Source organism: Brevibacillus centrosporus, from assembly GCF_003710815.1.
Classification (GTDB): domain Bacteria; phylum Bacillota; class Bacilli; order Brevibacillales; family Brevibacillaceae; genus Brevibacillus; species Brevibacillus centrosporus.
In genome coordinates, this window is record NZ_RHHP01000016.1 from 126,371 (window position 1) to 146,213 (window position 19,843).

18 protein-coding genes are annotated in these 19,843 nt (G+C 52.4%); 1 reads left to right on the forward strand and 17 read right to left on the reverse strand.

Going from position 1 to position 19,843, the window contains the following annotated elements:
* Positions 1 to 113: 113 nt before the first annotated feature.
* From EDM55_RS16100 to EDM55_RS16175, 16 genes are all read right to left on the reverse strand, one after another.
* Positions 114 to 1,304, reverse strand: coding sequence for an acetyl-CoA C-acetyltransferase (locus EDM55_RS16100; RefSeq protein WP_092268275.1), 1,191 nt, complete (start codon positions 1,302 to 1,304; stop codon positions 114 to 116).
* A gap of 40 nt (positions 1,305 to 1,344) precedes the next feature.
* Entirely contained in the window at positions 1,345 to 2,187 is an 843-nt protein-coding gene (gene bioC, locus EDM55_RS16105; protein WP_092268276.1) for a malonyl-ACP O-methyltransferase BioC, read from the reverse strand.
* Positions 2,168 to 2,902 carry an alpha/beta fold hydrolase gene (locus tag EDM55_RS16110; RefSeq protein ID WP_122960779.1) on the reverse strand — a complete coding sequence of 245 codons (735 nt, stop codon included), beginning with the start codon at positions 2,900 to 2,902 and terminating at the stop codon, positions 2,168 to 2,170. The genes bioC and EDM55_RS16110 overlap by 20 nt, the downstream gene beginning before the upstream one ends.
* The gene (gene bioF, locus EDM55_RS16115) at positions 2,903 to 4,096 is read right to left on the reverse strand and encodes an 8-amino-7-oxononanoate synthase (RefSeq protein WP_122960780.1); all 1,194 of its coding nucleotides are present in this window, start codon (positions 4,094 to 4,096) and stop codon (positions 2,903 to 2,905) included.
* A gap of 13 nt (positions 4,097 to 4,109) precedes the next feature.
* Positions 4,110 to 5,090, reverse strand: coding sequence for a biotin synthase BioB (gene bioB / locus EDM55_RS16120; protein ID WP_122960781.1), 981 nt, complete (start codon positions 5,088 to 5,090; stop codon positions 4,110 to 4,112).
* Positions 5,087 to 5,821, reverse strand: coding sequence for a dethiobiotin synthase (gene bioD, locus EDM55_RS16125; protein WP_092268280.1), 735 nt, complete (start codon positions 5,819 to 5,821; stop codon positions 5,087 to 5,089). Before bioD ends, bioB begins: the two co-directional genes overlap by 4 nt.
* The gene (bioA, locus tag EDM55_RS16130; RefSeq protein ID WP_122960782.1) at positions 5,818 to 7,206 is read right to left on the reverse strand and encodes an adenosylmethionine--8-amino-7-oxononanoate transaminase; all 1,389 of its coding nucleotides are present in this window, start codon (positions 7,204 to 7,206) and stop codon (positions 5,818 to 5,820) included. The genes bioD and bioA overlap by 4 nt, the downstream gene beginning before the upstream one ends.
* Before the next feature lie 130 nt (positions 7,207 to 7,336).
* A complete protein-coding gene (locus EDM55_RS16135; RefSeq protein ID WP_092268282.1) occupies positions 7,337 to 10,495 on the reverse strand; it encodes an S-layer homology domain-containing protein in 3,159 nt (1,052 codons plus the stop codon).
* 236 nt (positions 10,496 to 10,731) lie between these two features.
* Positions 10,732 to 11,880 carry a non-hydrolyzing UDP-N-acetylglucosamine 2-epimerase gene (gene wecB / locus EDM55_RS16140; RefSeq protein WP_122960783.1) on the reverse strand — a complete coding sequence of 383 codons (1,149 nt, stop codon included), beginning with the start codon at positions 11,878 to 11,880 and terminating at the stop codon, positions 10,732 to 10,734.
* Between the two features lie 16 nt (positions 11,881 to 11,896).
* Positions 11,897 to 12,526: a uracil phosphoribosyltransferase gene (gene upp / locus EDM55_RS16145; RefSeq protein ID WP_092268284.1), complete on the reverse strand. Its 630-nt coding sequence runs from the start codon at positions 12,524 to 12,526 to the stop codon at positions 11,897 to 11,899.
* A gap of 711 nt (positions 12,527 to 13,237) precedes the next feature.
* The gene (gene glyA, locus EDM55_RS16150; protein ID WP_092268285.1) at positions 13,238 to 14,488 is read right to left on the reverse strand and encodes a serine hydroxymethyltransferase; all 1,251 of its coding nucleotides are present in this window, start codon (positions 14,486 to 14,488) and stop codon (positions 13,238 to 13,240) included.
* A 45-nt stretch (positions 14,489 to 14,533) separates the two neighbouring features.
* Positions 14,534 to 15,103: a TIGR01440 family protein gene (locus EDM55_RS16155; RefSeq protein WP_092268286.1), complete on the reverse strand. Its 570-nt coding sequence runs from the start codon at positions 15,101 to 15,103 to the stop codon at positions 14,534 to 14,536.
* Positions 15,104 to 15,559, reverse strand: a complete 456-nt coding sequence (rpiB, locus tag EDM55_RS16160; RefSeq protein ID WP_122926475.1) for a ribose 5-phosphate isomerase B — start codon at positions 15,557 to 15,559, stop codon at positions 15,104 to 15,106.
* A 144-nt stretch (positions 15,560 to 15,703) separates the two neighbouring features.
* Positions 15,704 to 16,168: a low molecular weight protein arginine phosphatase gene (locus tag EDM55_RS16165; protein WP_122960784.1), complete on the reverse strand. Its 465-nt coding sequence runs from the start codon at positions 16,166 to 16,168 to the stop codon at positions 15,704 to 15,706.
* A gap of 32 nt (positions 16,169 to 16,200) precedes the next feature.
* Positions 16,201 to 16,761, reverse strand: a complete 561-nt coding sequence (locus EDM55_RS16170; RefSeq protein WP_092268289.1) for a manganese efflux pump MntP — start codon at positions 16,759 to 16,761, stop codon at positions 16,201 to 16,203.
* 62 nt (positions 16,762 to 16,823) lie between these two features.
* Entirely contained in the window at positions 16,824 to 17,915 is a 1,092-nt protein-coding gene (locus tag EDM55_RS16175) for an L-threonylcarbamoyladenylate synthase (protein ID WP_122960785.1), read from the reverse strand.
* 229 nt (positions 17,916 to 18,144) lie between these two features.
* On the opposite strand from EDM55_RS16175, the gene EDM55_RS16180 reads away from it, so the two are divergent.
* On the forward strand, positions 18,145 to 18,918 hold the full coding sequence (locus EDM55_RS16180) for a DUF3298 and DUF4163 domain-containing protein (protein ID WP_122960786.1): 774 nt from the start codon (positions 18,145 to 18,147) through the stop codon (positions 18,916 to 18,918).
* Positions 18,919 to 18,986: 68 nt separating this feature from the next.
* Here EDM55_RS16180 and spoIIR read toward each other — a convergent pair whose 3' ends face one another.
* Positions 18,987 to 19,832, reverse strand: coding sequence for a stage II sporulation protein R (gene spoIIR / locus EDM55_RS16185; protein WP_122960787.1), 846 nt, complete (start codon positions 19,830 to 19,832; stop codon positions 18,987 to 18,989).
* Positions 19,833 to 19,843: the final 11 nt, after the last annotated feature.

Here is a 19,843-nt window from a genome sequence, read left to right on the forward strand (position 1 = left end):
CAGGTGTCAAGCGCCCCTTTGCCCTCATCCATATTAACGAAAGATTATTCCCTTTGTCAACGTTCGACCCGTTCTGTACACAAAGCGTTCACAATTGAAAACTATTGAAAATACTACAGTTTCTCAATGACCGTCGCTACTCCCTGTCCGCCGCCAATGCAAAGAGTCGCTAACCCATATTTTACCCCTTCACGCTTATGTAATTCGTGAATAAGGGTAACTAAAATTCGGGCGCCGCTTGCACCGATCGGATGCCCCAAAGCAATCGCTCCTCCGTTCACATTTACCTTCTCCGAATCGAAGCCGAGTGCTTTTCCAACGGACAAGGATTGAACAGCAAACGCTTCGTTCGCCTCGATCAGGTCGATGTCAGCAATAGACAAGCCCGCTTTCTTCAATACCTTCTCGGTAGCCGGAACCGGTCCGTAGCCCATAATGCTCGGATCTACACCAGCGCTGGCGTTGGCGATGATGCGCGCCAACGGCTTGACGCCAAGCTCGTCAGCCTTTTCTTTAGTCATAATCAAGAGAGCAGCTGCGCCGTCATTGATTCCCGAAGCGTTGCCCGCAGTGACGGAACCGTCTTTTTTAAAGGCTGGCTTCAGCTTGCCCAGCGCTTCTGCGGTAACGCCTGCACGCGGGAATTCATCCACAGCGAATAGGACAGGATCGCCTTTTCTCTGCGGAATGGCCACGGGGACGATCTCTTCCTGGAAGCGGCCGGTTTCAATCGCCTTCTGCGCCTTCTGCTGGCTCCATGCGGCAAATTCGTCCTGCTCGTCGCGGCCAATCTCGTATTTGCTGCAAAGATTTTCTGCCGTGATCCCCATGTGATAGTCGTTGAAAGCACACCACAAGCCGTCGCGAATCATGGAATCTACTACTTTTTGATCTCCCATGCGATAGCCGTTGCGTGCGCCTTCCAAAAGGTACGGCGCCTGGCTCATGTTTTCCATGCCACCTGCGAGTACCACTTCAGAATCACCGCTGAGAATCGCCTGAACGGCCAGATGTACTGCTTTCAGACCTGAACCGCACACTTTGTTAATGGTCAGGGAAGGAACTTCATTTGCCAAACCAGCTTGGATGGAAGCTTGACGTGCAGGATTTTGACCCAGACCAGCCTGGAGTACGTTTCCCATGATGACTTCGTCCACAGCTTCCTTGGGTACCCCTGCCCGCTCCAGAGCTGCTTCAAGCACGATTCCTCCCAGTTTTGTAGCGCTTACACCAGACAGCGTGCCTTGAAAGCTCCCTATAGCAGTGCGGACAGCACTCGCAATAACGATTTCTCTTTGACTCATATTCAAACACTCCCCGGAATAATCATGTTAGCCAACTTTCCTATGATTCCATGTTTGTGCTCAGATTCCTGCTTCGACTTGCTTGAATATAAAGCAAATCGTATGTGACCGGAATGCCGTGATCGAAGGCATATGTTCGTTCATAGTAACCGATCATCTCAGCCAAAAGCTTTCTTTGCCCCAATCCTTTCTCTCTTTCCTGGCTCGCATTTGCCCCTATTGATTTGACCGCATGCAGAAACTCGACAACGGAGGGATAGGATAACACTGCTTTTCGCGTGGTAGTGCGAATGTCCTCCATACCAGCATCTCTTAGCATGCGCTCCCACTGCTCAGATGAGACAAACGATAAACCGTGACGAACCTCATTCTGCCCTAGACAACGATGCGCATACCCGAACGAAGCATGAAGCTCCTGAAAAGTCGCTGGTCCGAAAGTCGAAAAAAGAAGCGGCGCCCCCGGGCGAAGCAGCTTTGCGATGCCCCTTAAAGTCTTTGCCGGATGAGCGAGCCATTGAAAGCAGGCACCGGACACGATCAGATCGTACGTCTCAGGGGGCTGCTCCCAGACCCATTCTTCGATATCAGCATGCAGAAACTCGCAAGCCATGCCTTCAGCCTGGAGGTTATGCTCTGCCTGCTCCAGCATTCCTCGTGCGATGTCCATCGACTGATAGGCGGACTCGGCAAAATATCTGCGGAGCATCCGTGTGAGCCCCCCTGTGCCGCATCCCACCTCCAATAGCCTCGCGACTCGATCCGGTTCTACCGCCGCGCATGTAAGCTTTTGCAGCTGGCCTGCCATCTCCTTTTGAACAAGCGCGTAGCGATCATAGCTGCTCGCCTTTTGGCTGAACCGGCTTTTAAGCCTTGCCTTCTCCATCACTCTCCACCATCCTCTGCACAGCAAGTGTTACGATTTCCGGATAAAAAATGGGCGGTGCATGACCACTGTCCTCTATTGGCACCAGCTCCGCTTGAGGTAGGCTCTCCACCAATTCCGCTCCTGCTGCAAACGGCCAGATCGCATCGTTCTTTCCATGTATGATCGTCACCGGTACGTCCAAAGAGCGGCATAGCTGGCCGCAGTCCTCTTCTCGCAAGTAGGCGAGTCCCGCCAAAAGCGCTTCAGTGGACCATTGGTTTACCCGCAATTCCAGAAACGTGTCCTTCTTCTCTCTTCTCTCCTTTTCGGTAGCAATACTCTCGAAAAAATCTCCCCACACACGCTCTCTATTTTCAATCAGTTCGCGCTCCATTCTCAGCAGCGAAGCCACGGGCCATCCTTTGCTCCGTTCTTCTTTCGGTCGAACAAATCTGCTCCCTGTACTGATCAGAACCATGCCATGGAGAGGTGCGTTTGCGGCGAGACGCTGGGCGAGCATGCCTCCCATCGACCATCCAATCACGAACAGCCTTCCGCTGCCGATCGCTCTTACTTCCTTTTCAATCACTGCCATAAAATCTTTTGGATACGTCGCGCGCGTGAAGTCGGGTGTGACGTGATGACAGGTAGGAAATCGCGCCTGAATCGGGTGCCAAAGGTCGTTGGACATCCCCCAGCCCGTCAGCCACAGTAAGACGGTTTGGATTGCCATTTACCCGATCCCTCCTTCCAGATCGGCCCGGATACTCTGCAGTTGGTCGGCTGCCCATTCCAGCTCTGCCCAGGTATGTGTCGCCATCACAGTGAGACGGATCCGCGAAGTCCCCGCTGGCACAGTAGGCGGACGAATCGCGACGGCAGCGATCCCCATTTCCTCCAGCTTGCGGCTGTAGCGAAGTGTTTTTTCGTTATCGCCGATGATCAACGGGATGATGGGAGTATCTCCCTCCCCTACGGAAAAGCCGTACGAGGCCAGCCGTTCGCGGAGCCATTTCGCCTTTGCCTGCAGACTTTTTCGCCTCTCTGCGTCCTTCATCACAATGGTCAATGCTGTTAGCACGGAAGCAATCACCGCCGGCGGCAGGGCTGTCGAATAGATGAGCGGTCGAGATTTGGTAGCAAGATATCGAACCACGCTATGATCAGCGCAAATATAGCCTCCGTATGCCCCAAACGCTTTGCTGAACGTCCCCATGATCACATCGATCTCCCTGTGCAGCCCTAGGGCGTGACAGAGCCCTTCTCCACGCTCTCCAAGCACACCTCCTGCATGAGCCTCGTCTACCATCAGCAATGCCCCATAGCGAGCCCGCAAGCCAACCAGATCGGGTAGCAAAGCTGTATCACCATCCATCGAAAAGACCGTGTCTGTCACGATCAGTTTTCGGCGAGCTCCCTTGTGCTTCTCCAGCAAATACGCCAGATGCTCGGGATCATTGTGACGATAGCGGTAATGCTCGGCACGGCTTTGGACAATTCCATCCACGATGCTGGCATGATTGAGGCGATCACTGAATACGGCATCTCCCCGGCCGACCAAAGCGGAGATGACGCCCGTATTCGCCTGATAGCCGCTCGCGAACACCAAAGCGGCTTCACGCTCTTTCCACGCTGCCAGTCGCTGCTCCAGCTCGGTATATAAGGCGCAGCTGCCTGTAACGAGACGGGAAGCAGTCGCTCCCGTCCCCCACAGCTCGATCGCCTCCATCGCTGCCGCTTTCAACCGCGCATCATGGGCAAGTCCCAGATAATTGTTGGACGATAGATTCAACAGCGTTTTGCCTTCAACCCGGATCCATGCACCTCGATCTCCCAGCACAGCATCCACGCTGCGTATTTGCCTAGTCAGCGCCTGTTTTTCCAATCGCTCATAATCTTCATCCAGCCAAGCGTATCGATCTAGCATTTCGAACACCTTCCTAAAGCGCACACAGCTCGATTTCAAACCCCAGATCCTCGATCATCTGATGGTCCGTCGCAATTTCCTGCCCTGGAGTCGTCAAGTAATCACCTACAAATAACGAATTGGCTGCATACAGCGCGAGTGGCTGCAAGGACCTCAGGTTGACTTCTCTTCCTCCTGCCACACGAATTTCTTTGGTGGGACAGAGAAAGCGGAACAAGGCGAGCACCTTGAGTGCTTTTCTAGCAGGTGTCCGTCCATAAGCTTCGAGGGGGGTCCCCGGGATTGCATTTAAAAAATTGACAGGAATCGAGTCGGCATCCAGCTCTCTTAATGCCTGCGCCATCTCCACGATTTCCTCTTCGCTCTCTCCCATCCCGATAATGACACCGGAGCACGGGGACATCCCTGCTTTTTTCACCGTATCGACGGTTTCTACCCGCTGATCGTACGTATGCGTGGTCGTAATGTCCCCGTAATGGGAACGGCTCGTATTGAGATTGTGGTTGTAGCGATGCACACCTGCTGCCTGTAATCGCGTGGCCTGCTCTTCGCTCAGAATCCCCAGACAAGCACAAATCTTCAGGGGCATCGTTTCGCGAATTTCCTCTACCGCCTCGATGACCTGCGCCAGCTCTTTTTCCGTCGGTCCTCGTCCGGAAGCCACGATGCAATACGTCCCTGCTTTGCGGTTCAGCGCTTCTCTGGCACCTGCCAGCAGCGTTTCCTTGTCCAGCAGCGTGTATTTCGCTACAGGAGCGTTAGATACGATCGATTGTGAGCAGTATCCACAATCCTCCGGGCATAGACCGCTTTTGGCGTTTAGAATCATATTCAGCTTTACCTTTTTGCCAAAAAAATGACGCCTGACCTGGAAAGCCGCGTGCAGCAGCGGCAATAGCTCGTCGTCCTGTGCCTGCAGCACGTGAAGCGCTTCCTCGCGCGTCAGCATTTCGTTATGTATCGCTTTCTTTGCGTAGCTCATCCAATCGATCATCGTGTCCCCTCTTCTCCCAGAATATGAGCGGCAATGGCCCCCAAATTTACATGCTGGCGTATGGCCGCAATCAGGTCCGGACGAGAGAGCGGCTTCCTCAATCTGGGAAGGCTTCCCCACACCTTGACTTGCCCATAGCGTTCAATCATGCTCGCGTTGCTCGCCTTACTGGCGTCGTCGGCAAAATCTGCATCTGCCTCGTTTAGCAGGACACCAGCGACAGGCACGCCTTGTTCTCGGGCATACCAGACTGACAGCAGCGTATGATTGATGGTTCCTAGGCCATCTCTTGCTACCAGCAACAGCGGAAGCCCAAGCTTCCTCGCCAGATCGATCATCATTTCCGTCTCGGTGAGGGGAACAGCGAGTCCCCCCGCTCCCTCTACCAGCAAAAATCGATGTCTTTTCTTCAGAAGCTCCCCTCCCTGCAGGACTTGCTCCATCGTAAGCTCATGGTTTGCAGCTCTAGCTGCCAGCAGTGGAGTGAGTGGCTGTGGAAAGACGAGAGGAGCGATCTCGTCAGGCAGATCTGCAACCCCGGAGAAAGTATGAAGAAAGGCTGCATCGCTTCCGTCCTCATGCGCTAGGGCTCCGGACATCACGGGCTTCCAGACGCCGATTTCCAATCCATCCTCGCGCAAAGCAGCTGCCAGGCCAGCCGTGACAATCGTTTTCCCTACCCCTGTATCGGTACCGGCGATGAATAAGCCGGCACATCTCTGTTCGTTCATACCGATCCCTCCTTTGTCGCCGAGGTTGCCTCCTTGATCGACGCCTCGAGAATGCGGACCATGTCACGCAGCTCCTCACAGGTAGAAGCGAGCGGAGGAATGAACACGATCACGTTGCCCAATGGACGCGTCAACAGTCCTTTTTCCCGGGCCAGCTTGCAGACGCGAACTCCAATGCGCTCGTTCCAGTGAAACGGCTCCTTTGTCCCCTTATCCCGCACGAGCTCAATGCCTGCCATCATCCCTTTTTGGCGGATGTCCCCCACATGGGCCTCTTCTGCCATAGGGAGCAGCAGCTCGGCGAGATATTTTGCCTTTTGTACGGTACCCTCTACGAGCCGCCCCTCCTCCATCAAGCGCAGATTAGCCAAGGCGACTGCACATCCCAACGGATTGCCAGTAAACGAATGCCCGTGGAAGAACGTTTTTTGCTCCTCGTAGTCGGCATAAAAAGCCGCATACACTTTTTCTTTGACCACTGTAGCGGCTACCGGCAGATAGCCACCAGTCAGCCCTTTTGCCACAGCCATGATGTCTGGCGTTACCCCATCATGCTCGCAAGCAAACATCTTCCCCGTACGGCCAAAGCCAGTCGCTACTTCGTCGGCAATGAGCAGCACATCGTACGCCTGGAGCATTTCCGCGATCTGCCGTAAGCAGCCATCCGGCATGATGATCATCCCGCTCGCGCCCTGCACCACCGGCTCCACAATCATGGCAGCGATTTCCGTCCCTTTTTCCTGTAGCAGCTGCTCCAGTCTGTCGAGTGTGCTCTTTACCGCAGCCTCATCGCCGCCATCCCGGTATGGATACGGGTATGGAATCACATGAGGCGAAAATAGCAATGGCTTGTAGATCTGATGATAGAGCGGGATTGCCCCTACACTCGTAGCACCGATCGTATCTCCGTGATAGGCATTGCTCATGGTGATAAAAGACTTCTTCTCGTGCATCCCACTGTTTTGCCAATACTGGAAAGCCATTTTCAAGGAGATTTCCACAGCGGTAGCCCCATTGTCTGAGTAAAACACTTTGGTCAAGCCTTCCGGAGCGAGGCGTACCAGCTCCTCTGCCAGCAATATGGACGGCACATTCGCCATACCAAGCAAAGTTGAATGCGCGACCTGATCGAGCTGCTCGATGATGGCTTGATTCAGCTCCGGGACGTTGTGGCCGTGCACATTCAACCACACAGACGAAAAGCCATCGTAGTATTCCTTTCCATGCACATCAAACAGCTTGATTCCTTTTCCTCGGGCAATGATGAGGGGCTCGTCTTCCATGTAGTCTTTCATCTGCGTAAATGGATGCCACAAATACCGCTTGTTCTTGGCGGCCAGCTCCTCAGGTGAATATAGCAACTTGATAACCTCCTTCGTTAACACTTATTTGTTAACTTGTATTTTAATTTGGTTAACATATTTTCGCAAAGCCTTTTTCCTTCGTTTGGCAACAAAAAAAGGACCTTGTCGCTCCCTGAGGAGAAACTAGGTCCTTTTTTTGGGTATTTCCTGCTTATTTCGTTTGCTGCAAAATCCGGTACAGAGCCACGACACACACTGCACGGGTCGTTGCCTTGTTCGGCTGGAATTTGTTGCTGACCGGATCCATCAGACCGAGCCCGACCATGTTGTTGATCGAGGAAGCTGCCCACGTAGGCCATGTTCCTTTATCCCCAACGGTTTTAGTGGCTCCCTTTTTATTTACGAGACGATCGAGAATCACGGCTGCTTCCGCACGCGTCACCGGCTGGTCTGGACGGAAGGTATTATCTCCGTATCCCTTCACCAAGCCTTTGGAAACAGCAACCTGCACAGCTCCTTGTGCATAGGAAGGCACTTTATCCTTGAAGCTTAGCTTTGGCGCAGACGGCAGCTGCCAATCAAACGTACGCGCGAGCAAAGCGACAAACTGCGCACGGGTCAGAGAAGCCTCCGGGCCGAATGTGGTGTCGGTCAAGCCCTTCACATAGCCTTGATCTGCCATGTACGTGATTTCGTTTTTAGCAGGGTGGTTGGTAATGTCAGTGAACGCTGGTCCCACATTATCCAGATAGTACGGCACGTACTTCCCGTAGGAATTGACTTCGTAGACCCATTGTCCTTGTGCATTTCTCGTACCCAGCAACGGATCGAGCGTATTGTTGGTCTCGTTCACATACAGAAGTCCAACGCCTTTCCCCGCAATCCAATTTTTCGGCACGAGTGTCAGCTGAATCGGAGAGGTAGAGATGCGATCTTCTTCTCCAGCCTTCAGCTCACCCGGCTGAATCGTAAAGGAGTAGTCTGCCGGCACGTAGCCTGGAAGCGGCTGCGAAACGATCGGCTCCACATCGATCTTCGCGGTTTCCAGGAACGATGCTGTGTTTACAAAGGAATGCTGCAAGTCGAGCTCCGCTCCGAGAGACATGCTTCCCGGCAGCTCAGGCACGATCACCGAATCACTCGGTTGACCCGTTTGGTTCGGCAAGAGGAGAGATGCCTCGTCGAAGTACAGGGTACCTTGATCGTGCGTAATTCCGTCGTTTGCCTGGTCGACGACGTAAATGCTTCTCAGCTTCAACGGATAGGCGGCATTGCTCGGGAAGTAGCCTTTCACTTGCTTCCAGCCCGACCAGTCGATTTCTTTTGCCAGATCCACGTACACAGTCTTGCCGTTTGCATCGATGACTTCCGCACGCAGCCAGTGTCTGCTGCTGTCGCCATTGACCCACAGTCCCAATCCAAGTGGCTTGCCTGGGATCGTCACTGGATTTGCACCAAGGACGCCGTAAGCGATTCTCATGCTGCTTGCTGGCGCTCCCGAGAAGTTGTAGACCAGTTTCGCTGCTTTTTTCGTACGGAACACAGGATCGGTGACAGCACCGAAGGAACCAGCAGAGCTGATGCTCGCAGGGTTAGCAGCGTGGTACATGCCCACTTGGTTGTCAAATGTCAGCCAAGGCTGCTCGAATTGACCGATCGCAAACGGAATCGTTGTAGAAACCCCATCATAGGTCACAGTGAGCTTGCCGTTGCCTGGCAGATCTCCCGCTGTCAGCTGCAGCTTGTCGTTCACCGTAGCGATCGAAGAGTCTACACTTGTCTGCACACTAAGCGGAGTCGCCTGAACAAGCGCTCCCTTTTTCGTCTTGATTTTGATGTCGAGCGTCAAGGTTTGGCCAGGAGCGATCGTCACCGGATTTGGCGAAACCACAATCTGCTGGACCTCGCTGCCAGAAACGACGTGAATTTCTTTATTTTGCGTCACATTGCCCAAACGCCCTTGCAGGGTGATTTGACCCGAACGGGCTGGAGTAAAGCGTGTACCGTCTACTGTCCCTACATCCGAGCCACCGCTTACGTCCCATGCGACATTAGACGAATTGATCGCGTATGGCTGGTAGTGCGTGTCGTATCCTTTTGACGCGGTCATCGAAACCGTTTGTCCGATCAGAACATCGGAAGGCACATCGATTGTAAAGCCGCGCAAGTCGCCTTTTGGGGCAGTGTTATACACAGCAAGGCCTGTTGGTACTCTTCGCTCTACTCCGCCGCTCGGCACGTTGGAAAGGTTCGCCTGCGTCTCACCCAGCATTCGGGTAGCCAAAGTCGTGGAACCACCGCCGTCAAAGTTCACTGCGCGATAGGAGCCCAGCTCTGCCATGATTTTTGCCAGCTCGTCCAGATAAACCCCTTTGCTCGCATCGATGGTGACCATGTACATTGTTTTGCCGTCTTGGGAGATACCGACAGCTGTACGAGAATTGATCGAGGTAATGGATTTATCTGCCTGGAAGGAGGTGAGCGCTTTTCCCTGGTTAACCAGAAGCACGTTTCCTCCTACCGCATCCAGCAGATCGATGTCTTGAGGTGTTGTTTGATATTGTACCTGCGCTTTCGCACCGACAGGGAAATTTTGTTTCAGGAAAGCCGCAGCCTCGCCATGTCCCCAAAGGACATAGCCGTTGTAAGGTATGTATACGCCAGGTTGATTGACTCGGATTTCTTTGGCGACATCGTCGACGAACAAAATTTCTACGACGTCTTTGTAGCCGGAAATGGCCCCGAGGCTCGTCTTGCCAAAAGACGGGGTGTACAGATTCAGCTGGTTTTGATGGCTTTTGCGGCCTTCGCTGGGATTGTACTCTTCTTTGTTGACCCCTTGGATCGAGTAGGTAGCTCCACTTGGTGCAGTTACCTTTCCGCCAAATCCAAATTTTTCGATGATTGCGGTCTTGTCGCCCGTCAATCCGAGGCTGTACCAGTAAGAGATCAGCCCCATCGAGGAAACCAGCTCGCCGTCCTTTTGCACGATTCCGAAAGGTGCGCCGCGTTTGGACATGTTGAAAAAGTCCGCATTGATCGCTGCGATCGCTCCCGTTTCCCGCGCCATCTGGGTTACGGTTTGCCTTTCCGTCAGCTTGCCTTTCGTACCGTAGACCGGCTTTACTGCCACGTACTGATTGTTGAGATCCACCTTGGTTACCATGACCGTAACCAGTTGATCCGCAAAAGATTTTGTGTATTTGAGTAAAGTGGTCCCTTCGCCAATCGGCGTTTGCCACATCATCTGCAATGAACTTGTCTCCGCTCTCGCTTGTGCCACATTGGTCGCAAGCGGCACAAACGGAACAAAAGCTCCCCAGGCTACTGTCGCAGCCGTGAGCAGCGTAACCGCCTTCCGCGCTCTCATGTTGGTGACTCCTCTCCGTTTTCCGATCTTTTTTATGTCTGTGGTTCAGGTACAAAAACCCAACTAGAATTTAGACGCTCCATGGTAGTTGATAGTTTCGCCTTGTCGCTAGATTCTCTATTAGAAAAATATAACAAATAGTTAGTCGACAATTTTGCGGAAAGAAAACCCGTCCGGCTATACCAACAGCACCGGACGGGACTTCAAAGAAAATCAGTATGTGCAGACCTAGATGATTAATGACCAGAATGGAACGGCTCCGGACGCTCCTCGCGCAATCCGAAATAATGAAGAATAGCCTCTACAATCCGACGGGAAGCTTCCCCATCCCCGTACGGATTGGCAGCATGCGCCATAGCATCATACGCTGCTTGGTTTGTCAGCAGCTCTTTTGCCATCGCATACACCTGCGCTTCATCGGTACCAGCCAGCTTGAGTGTGCCTGCTGCAATCCCTTCTGGACGCTCTGTCGTATCACGCAGCACGAGAACAGGAACTCCCAGAGAAGGTGCTTCCTCCTGTACCCCACCGGAGTCAGTCAGAATCAAATGCGCGCGTCTCGCAAAGTTGTGGAAATCAAAGGCATCGAGCGGCTCGATCAAATGAATGCGCTCATGTCTGCCCAGGAGCTCGTGGGCCACTTCCTGTACGGCCGGGTTGAGATGCACAGGGTAGACTACCGCGATCTCTGGATGCTCGTCCACCATTCTTCTCACGGCACGGAAAATCTGGCGCATCGGTTCACCCAGATTTTCGCGACGGTGAGCGGTCATCAGCACCATTTTGTGATTGGAAACCAGGTCGAGCACAGGATGTGTATAATCTTCACGCACCGTTGTCTTCAGCGCATCAATCGCTGTATTACCAGTGATGTAGATGGTCTCTTCCTTTTTGTTTTCCCGGCGCAGATTGTCAGCGGAGCCGTCGGTTGGGGCAAAGTGCAGGTCTGCCATGACGCCTGTCAGCTGACGGTTCATCTCTTCCGGGAATGGCGAATACTTGTCCCACGTACGCAAGCCCGCTTCGACGTGGCCAATCGCAACCTGGTTGTAGAACGCTGCCAAGCTCGCGACAAAAGTCGTTGTCGTATCCCCATGGACCAGCACGATGTCAGGTTTTACTTCCTTGATCGCTTTGTCCAAGCTCTCCAGCGCACGGGTAGTGACTCCTACCAGTGTCTGCCGGTCTTTCATGATGTTCAAGTCAATGTCCGGTTTGATATCGAAAATCTCCAGCACCTGGTCCAGCATTTGGCGATGCTGCGCAGTCACGCAAACGACGGATTCAATCTGTTCGCTGTGCTTGTTCAATTCGTGCACGAGCGGAGCCATTTTGATCGCTTCCGGACGTGTACCAAATACCGTCATTACTTTACATGTTTTCATCGGTTTCCCTCTCCCGCTACTTTGTGCCGTACAGACGGTCTCCCGCATCTCCCAAGCCTGGCACGATATATCCATGATCGTTCAAATATTCATCAATCGCGGCTACGAAAATATCTACATCCGGATGCTCGTCCTGCACCATTTTAATACCTTCTGGCGCAGCGATGAGGCACATCAGCTTCATGTTCTTCGCACCGCGCTTTTTCAGTGCAGTAATCGCTGCAACGGCAGAACCGCCTGTTGCCAGCATCGGATCAATCACGATCAATTCACGCTCAGCTACGTCAGAAGGCAGCTTTACGTAGTACTCAATTGGCTGCAAGGTTTCCGGATCACGATACAACCCAACATGGCCTACCTTGGCTGCAGGAATCAGCTTCAACAGACCGTCAACCATACCGAGACCAGCGCGCAAAATCGGTACGAGACCCACTTTTTTCCCTGCAATCACGTTGGATTTACAAGTAGCCACAGGCGTATCAATCGTGGTTTCCTCCAACGGCATATCACGGGTAATTTCATACCCCATCAGTGTCGCTACTTCGTCCACCAACTCGCGAAATTCCTTGGTCCCCGTATTCTTGTCACGGATATAAGTTACTTTGTGCTGAATCAGCGGATGGTCAAACACATATACACGGCTCATGAACGTTCCTCCGTTTCCCTATCAATACATCCTTCTCATAATAGCGAAGGAGTGTCCCGCCGTCAATTTGCCCAATCTTCGAAAAAGCCGGTCTCCAGGCTGCGCTCCACCCTAAGTCCTGCTGAGGGTAGGACTGCACGCTGCGCAATGAGTCACGGGGGCGCGTAAAAGTGGTAGCCGCTACGCAGAGTATTCACGGTTACGCCCCTTTTGCCCGCGCCTCATCGCTCCGCTCGGTCGGACTCCGACAGTCGCTCCGCCTGGAGACCGGCTTCTTGGCGTTTTTGTTTGTAGTACTTCGAAGCTTAGAAAACAAACCATTCATTACTCTTCACGGGTAAACCATCAAAGCCTTTTCTCCCCCGATAAGAAGAACATTTCCAAGCGGAGCGAGTTGTGGAGCCCAACCGAGCGGAGCAGCCATTGACGGGCAACAGAAACGCAACCTGCAAACGCTGCGCAGCGGCTACCACTTTTGCGTTTCCCCGCCAATGGGTGCGGAGCGGACAGCCCCAACTCTCAGCAGGGCGCAACATTGAGCGCAGCTTGGAAATGTTCTTCCCCACTTTTGCGTTTCCCCGCCAATGGGTGCGGAGCGGACAGCCCCAACTCTCAGCAGGGCGCAACATTGAGCGCAGCTTGGAAATGTTCTTCTCCTACGAAAAAAGCAGACCCCATTCGGAGTCTGCCTTCCTATTCAACGCACGAAGCTTAGATTTCCAAGCCTTCGTACATTGGGTAGCGTTGGCACAGAGCAGCTACGCGCTGGCGAGCTTCTTCGTGTTTCGCTGCGTCTTCTGGATTTTTCAAAGTGAGCGCGATGATCGCTGCTACTTCTTTCATTGCTTCTTCATCAAAGCCACGGCTGGTAACCGCTGGCGTACCCATACGAACACCGCTTGTTACAAATGGGCTCTCGGAATCGTAAGGGATCGTGTTTTTGTTGGTTGTGATGCTGACTTCATCCAACAGATGCTCAGCCACTTTACCAGTCAAGCCGATCTTGCTTACATCCACCAGAACCAAGTGGTTATCGGTACCGCCGGATACGAGCGTCAACCCTTCTGCAGTCAAAGCTTCTGCAAATGCTTTTGCATTGCTTACAATGCGAGCTGCGTAATCTTTGAAGTCTGCTTGCAGAGCTTCACCAAAAGCAACTGCTTTTGCAGCGATTACGTGCATCAAAGGTCCACCTTGTACGCCTGGGAATACGGATTTGTCGATTGCTTTTGCAAACTCTTCTTTGCAAAGAATCAGACCACCGCGAGGACCGCGCAAGGTTTTGTGGGTAGTAGAAGTAACGAAATGAGCGTATGGCACTGGGTTTGGATGCAGACCTGCTGCTACCAGACCTGCGATGTGAGCCATGTCTACCATGAAGTATGCGCCCACTTCATCCGCAATTTCGCGGAACTTAGCGAAGTCGATGGTACGTGGATACGCACTCGCGCCCGCTACGATCAATTTTGGCTTGTGCTCGAGAGCTTTCGCACGAACGTCTTCATAATTGATGGTGTGGGATTCTTGATCTACTCCGTATTCTACGAAATTGTAGAGCGTACCGGAGAAGTTTACAGGGCTACCATGCGTCAAGTGACCACCGTGGGACAGGTTCATACCAAGTACAGTATCGCCTGGCTTCAGGATGGTGAAGTATACAGCCATGTTTGCTTGAGCGCCGGAGTGAGGTTGAACGTTGGCATGTTCTGCCCCAAACAGTTCCTTCACACGATCGCGCGCAATATTTTCAGCAATATCCACGTATTCGCAGCCACCGTAGTAGCGACGGCCTGGATATCCTTCTGCGTATTTGTTTGTCAGAACGGTTCCCATTGCTTCCATTACAGCACGGCTAACGAAGTTCTCGGATGCGATCAGCTCAATCTTGTCGCGTTGTCTTCCCAGTTCCAACTGGATGGCTTCCAATACTTGTGGGTCTTGCTGGCGCAAATGATCTAGCATGATATATTCTCTCCTCCTTGAACATGAGCTTGTCTCACGTTCTTTTTAGGTACAGCTCTCCGTAGTTGGTGCTTTTTCATACACGGCACGGGCGCCGCCGATCAGCTTCGGACGAGTCCGCGCTGCCGTAACATGTGCTTCCCCGATGACGCGAATTGTTGGCCGCACCGGAACCGCTACATGCTTCAAATGCATGCCAATAAGCGTATCGCCGATGTCGATCCCGGCATGTGCGGAGATATGCTCGACGACGGCAGCGTCCTTCATCTGGGTGTAAGCATGCGCTGCCATGGAACCGCCTGCTGTAGGAACGGGGACGACCGATACCTCATCCCATCCGAATCGCTCCAACACTTCGCGCTCCACGACCAACGCCCTGTTCAAATGTTCACAACATTGAAAAGCCACGGCAAACCCGCTCAGGTCTTGTACAGCACGAATACCGCGATAAAGAGCAGCTGCCACTTCCTTGCTTCCCGCCTTGCCGATGTGCTTGCCCAGCACTTCACTGGTACTGCATCCGATGACGAGCAGCTGTCCTGGCTTCAGCTCAGACAGATGGACAACTTCCTTTACAACCTCAATGACCTGTTTTTCAATGGCGACCAGATCCACTTACTTCACTCCCGTGTGTTTCGCTTCGATCTCCGAGATTTTCTCCACACGTCGCTCGTGACGTCCACCCTGGAAGTCCGTATCCAACCAGATCTTCACGATATCGAGTGCCAAACCAGGACCGATGACACGTTCACCCATGGCCAGGACATTCGTGTTGTTGTGCTCACGAGTTGCCCGTGCCGAGAAGGTATCGTGCACCAGCGCGCAGCGAATCCCCGGCACTTTGTTCGCAGCAATCGACATGCCAATGCCAGTACCGCATACCAAAATACCACGGTCGAACTCGCCTGCCGCTACTTTTTCCGCTACAGGAAGCGCATAGTCAGGATAGTCTACCGAGTCGGCGCAGGAGACTCCGAAGTCTTCGGTCTCCACATTCAAGGATGCAAGCAGCGTCTTGATCTCCTCTTTGAGCTTGTATCCACCATGATCAGCAGCAATTGCTACTTTCATCTTGTCATCCCTCGCTTGTACTTGATCTCGTTCATTATACATCATAATCCCACAAGTAAAAAGTGAACATTTCAATCCATGTTAGAGAAAATGTTCGTACTCTAATGCGAAACAAGGTACTGACAAGGGGCCAGCACCTCATTCTTAGCGCGATTCACGAAAACGCTCTTCAAGCAACCTTACCGATAGCCTGTCCAGCGCCTCCTCGATTTCCTCTGCACTTCTGCGATAATCCTCCATAGACCCACCAAACGGATCTGCAATATCGCCAAAGCCTTCTACTCCTACATATTCACGTAAGGTATGTACCTTGTTTGCTGCAGCTGGATAGTACATCAAAATAGCCTGCTTGTGATTGGCTGTCATCGTCAAAATCAGATCGGACCACTCGATCAGCTCTGCATCCAGTCTGCTTGACGAATGGTTGTGCTCAATCCCACGCTCTTCCAGTACTTTACTGGCGTGAGGAGAGGCCGCTTGCCCGTCATAGGCTGCCACCCCTGCTGAGCGCACCTCAAAATCCTGCCCATCCGTTTTTGCTCGGAAAATCGCTTCTGCCATGGGACTTCGGCAGGTATTGCCTGTGCAGACAAACAATATCCGTTTCACGTATCTCGCCTCCTTCTGCCTGCGCCATCCTGCTATAACATAAATTTTAACCCAAAACAGAACAAAATAAGTCCACCTACTAATTCGCTGTAATCCCCCAACCATCCTCCCACGCTTCTGCCGAGAAGTAATCCGAAGTAGGACATCGCACCGCCCATGATGCCGAAAAGCGTGATGGCGAGCAGCCTGTTCACTTCGATCAATCCGAAAGAGAAGCCGACTGTGAGGGCATCCAGGCTCACACTGAAGGCGAAAAGGATCAAGCCAAACCCTTTGGTCCGCAGCACGCTTTTTTGATCGCTATTCACAAATCCGTTCCATAACATATGCAAGCCAATCACCATCAGAACACCGCCTCCCATAAAAACGGCGATATCCCCAACCAAATCAGACAAATACGCCCCAACGAATATCCCTACAATCGGCATACCTATATGAAAAAGCCCTATGGTGATACTGACTTTTATTATCTCCCGAAGCCGAATCCCTACCATTCCTACTCCGATTCCCAACGAAAATGCGTCCATACTCAAGGCAAATGCGATCATGAGCAAGGTCAGAAATTGCCCCCATTGAAACAAGACCTGGTCCAACTGGCCTCCCCCTCCTCGTCTCTTCAACCTATGCGGACAAGAAGGAGTTTAGACAAGGCATTTTACGCCTGCTCGATTCGACCGCCAGCTGCCTTTTCCAGACGATTCATGACAGCCATACCAAGGCCCTCTCGGGAAAACGTTTCGCCTACAATGAACTGCACGTGGTGGGCATCAAAATCGCGCAGGACGGCATACAGCTGATGGGCAACCTCTCCCAAATCAGAACGCGATCCAACGGACAGCACGACATCAGCGTCAGGATGTGCACGCCACGCCTCAAAAGTCTCCTCCGTTGCCAGCACACCTGTTTTTCGCCCATGCTGCTTCGCTTCCCGCAGCATAGCGGCCATCTTGTCCCACACTCGCTTTGCTTCTCCTGCCACCAGCCACATTTCGCCTTCCGGTGCGTAGTGTGTATATTTCATGCCAGGCGCACGCGGAGTCTCCGTAGCTCCCGCCTGAAAAGATGGGTCCAGTGCGACAGGTCCAATCACGGCTTCCATCTCATCACGGGTAATGCCTCCCGGACGAAGAATCACAGGAGGCTCCACCGTTACATCAATGACTGTGGACTCCAATCCCACTCCCGTTGCTCCCCCGTCCACGATACCCGCTACACGGCCATCCAAATCGGCAAGAACATGGGCCGCTGTCGTGGGACTCGGACGCCCGGATCGATTGGCACTCGGTGCAGCGATGGGAACTCCTGCTTCAGCAATCAAAGCCAGTGCAATGGGATGATCAGGCATCCGTACCCCGACGGAATCAAGACCCGCCGTGACGAGCGAGGCGACCTCATCTGTCCGTGGCAAAATAATGGTCAACGGACCGGGCCAAAAGGCATCCATCAACTTCTCCGCCTTTTCCGGTATTTCCGACGCCACGGTGGATAACTGCTCCTTTTTTGCAATATGCACAATCAGCGGATTATCACTGGGCCTTCCTTTGGCTGCAAATATTTTCTCCACAGCTTCGTTGGACAATGCATTGGCTCCCAGACCATAAACGGTTTCAGTCGGAAACGCGACGACCGCACGATCCCGCAGCAAACGTGCTGCATCCACAATCTGTGTACAACTCTGTATTTTCTCCACAGCATTTTCCACAATATTATCCACAGTCCAAACTTTGGTGACTACCTTTTGCTCCATGATAAAAATATCCTTTCTCTAGCACGTTTCGTATTCATAAGTGCCTTAAGTATAGATGTGCTGATTAAAGTTTTCAACAGCCTGTGGGTAACTTGTTGATAACTTTAATCAGCACAGTGGAAAAATCATTGTTACCGATTTTTAACCGAGTGTTGCTAAGGAATGTAGTAGGATAAGAGTATCAACAGCATTCCAAACCGTCCCTTCTTGAAAGGATCGTGACATTCTCATGAAATCATTCAAATCCATGGCAGCAAGCCTGCTCGGTTCAGCTGTCCTGCTCAGCGCTGTCGTTTCACCAGCAATAGCTGCTACTCCGGTGCCAGTAAAGCCTGCTGTACCGGTAAGCAGCCCGCAAGTAAAAGGAGTCGTGATTACCTCCAAAACCATTCAACAAAAGACAGCCGAGTACGAAGCCAACATCACGATCCCTGTCATCAGCGGGCTGAACGATAAAGCGTATGAAGCAAAGCTGAATGCTGATTTGCTCAAACAAGCTCAGGATGCATTGAAGGAACGACAAATCATGAGCAAGCAAGACGCAATCGACGCTAAGAAATACGGCTATCCGATGCGTCCGCATGCTGTGGATATATCCTATAAGGTTCACTCTGTCGGCAAGCTCGTCGCATTCTCTGTGCAAACGTATCTGTACACAGGTGGCGCACACGGCATGACCGATGTTACCTACTACAATATCGCCAACCTGGACAAAGCCCAGAACCTGCAGCTCGCTGACCTGTTCCAGCCTGGCATCAATTATCACTATGTCCTGAACAATCTAATCAAGCAACAAATTCAGGCGGATCCTGAAAAGGCCGAGCTCTACAGCTTCGAAACCGTTGCCGATAACCAGCCTTATTCCTTTGAGAACGGAAATCTGGTCATTCATTTCACTCAATACGAAATCGCGGCCTATGCAGCGGGAATGCCTGCTTTCGCGATCCCACAGCACAGCTACCTGAATTTGCTTCGATCCGATGTGAAAGCCTTGCTGCAATAACGCCTACCCCCATCATCAAACGAGAGAACGACACCTGCGCCCACTGCCAGGTGTCGTTTTTTCTTTGTTTAGGAGAACAGCTTCTCCAGCCGATCCCAGAGAAAGAATCTTACCTCGATTTCAGGTGCAGGAGCCACAGCTTGCTGTTCCGTCTCTGTCTGAGCTTCTACGCTGCCTGCCACGGATTCATCTGTGCTGGCAGATACGACTTGACTCTCTTGCCCACGTTCAGGCTCGCGGTCAGCTTGGCGCTCTCCATACACATCCTCTAAACGCAGCTGGCGCCACTCCTTCCATTCATCCCGTGTTCGGCCTGTAGCCGTATCCACTGCTGTAGCAGCTACACTCGCTTGCGTTTCAAGTGCTGCATCGGTCTCATCCGCAACAGACTCCTGCTCTGTATCCGCTGGAGCTGCTTGTACACCATCCCCGTTGGACATATCGATAAAGCAGAGCGGCGGGAACAAGACACACCACCAGTTTTGCCCTTTCGCCTCACCGATTTGTACGCGCAGCGCCTCATAATCGCCTGCCGGGTACACATAGGAACCATACAGCTTGGTAGGAAAAGGGACTTGTCCAAAATCGACGACAGCTTTATAGCTAAAACCGCGGTCATGAATCGTTTGGTCGACCACTTGCTGCATCACAGGCAGATTCGCTCTCACGACTTTCTCTGCATCTTTGAAATCCTTGATATCTGTTGCCCATGTATCCATTTGAGCGATCAGCGCATCACGCACTTCCCGCTTTAACCACTGATCTTGAAAGGAATCGCTGTTGGCAATAATCCGCAAGCGAATGGATTCTTGAGGGATCGGCCCGTTATCCACAACATTTGCCGAAGTAAGCTGTCCCTCCCAGCTCATCATTAACATGAGTACACAAAACGCCATCCATAGTGTCCGTTTCATATCGAACAGCT

Coding starts and splice junctions, on each gene's coding strand:
- glyA (WP_092268285.1), bottom strand. CDS start 14,488: ATGCTAGATCATTTGCGCCAGCAAGACCCACAAGTATTGGAAGCCATC.
- bioF (WP_122960780.1), bottom strand. CDS start 4,096: ATGCTAGATCGATACGCTTGGCTGGATGAAGATTATGAGCGATTGGAA.
- EDM55_RS16110 (WP_122960779.1), bottom strand. CDS start 2,902: ATGGCAATCCAAACCGTCTTACTGTGGCTGACGGGCTGGGGGATGTCC.
- wecB (WP_122960783.1), bottom strand. CDS start 11,880: ATGAAAACATGTAAAGTAATGACGGTATTTGGTACACGTCCGGAAGCG.
- EDM55_RS16100 (WP_092268275.1), bottom strand. CDS start 1,304: ATGAGTCAAAGAGAAATCGTTATTGCGAGTGCTGTCCGCACTGCTATA.
- bioD (WP_092268280.1), bottom strand. CDS start 5,821: ATGAACGAACAGAGATGTGCCGGCTTATTCATCGCCGGTACCGATACA.
- EDM55_RS16135 (WP_092268282.1), bottom strand. CDS start 10,495: ATGAGAGCGCGGAAGGCGGTTACGCTGCTCACGGCTGCGACAGTAGCC.
- upp (WP_092268284.1), bottom strand. CDS start 12,526: ATGAGCCGTGTATATGTGTTTGACCATCCGCTGATTCAGCACAAAGTA.
- bioB (WP_122960781.1), bottom strand. CDS start 5,090: ATGATCGATTGGATGAGCTACGCAAAGAAAGCGATACATAACGAAATG.
- spoIIR (WP_122960787.1), bottom strand. CDS start 19,832: ATGAAACGGACACTATGGATGGCGTTTTGTGTACTCATGTTAATGATG.
- bioC (WP_092268276.1), bottom strand. CDS start 2,187: ATGGAGAAGGCAAGGCTTAAAAGCCGGTTCAGCCAAAAGGCGAGCAGC.
- rpiB (WP_122926475.1), bottom strand. CDS start 15,559: ATGAAAGTAGCAATTGCTGCTGATCATGGTGGATACAAGCTCAAAGAG.
- EDM55_RS16180 (WP_122960786.1), top strand. CDS start 18,145: ATGAAATCATTCAAATCCATGGCAGCAAGCCTGCTCGGTTCAGCTGTC.
- EDM55_RS16175 (WP_122960785.1), bottom strand. CDS start 17,915: ATGGAGCAAAAGGTAGTCACCAAAGTTTGGACTGTGGATAATATTGTG.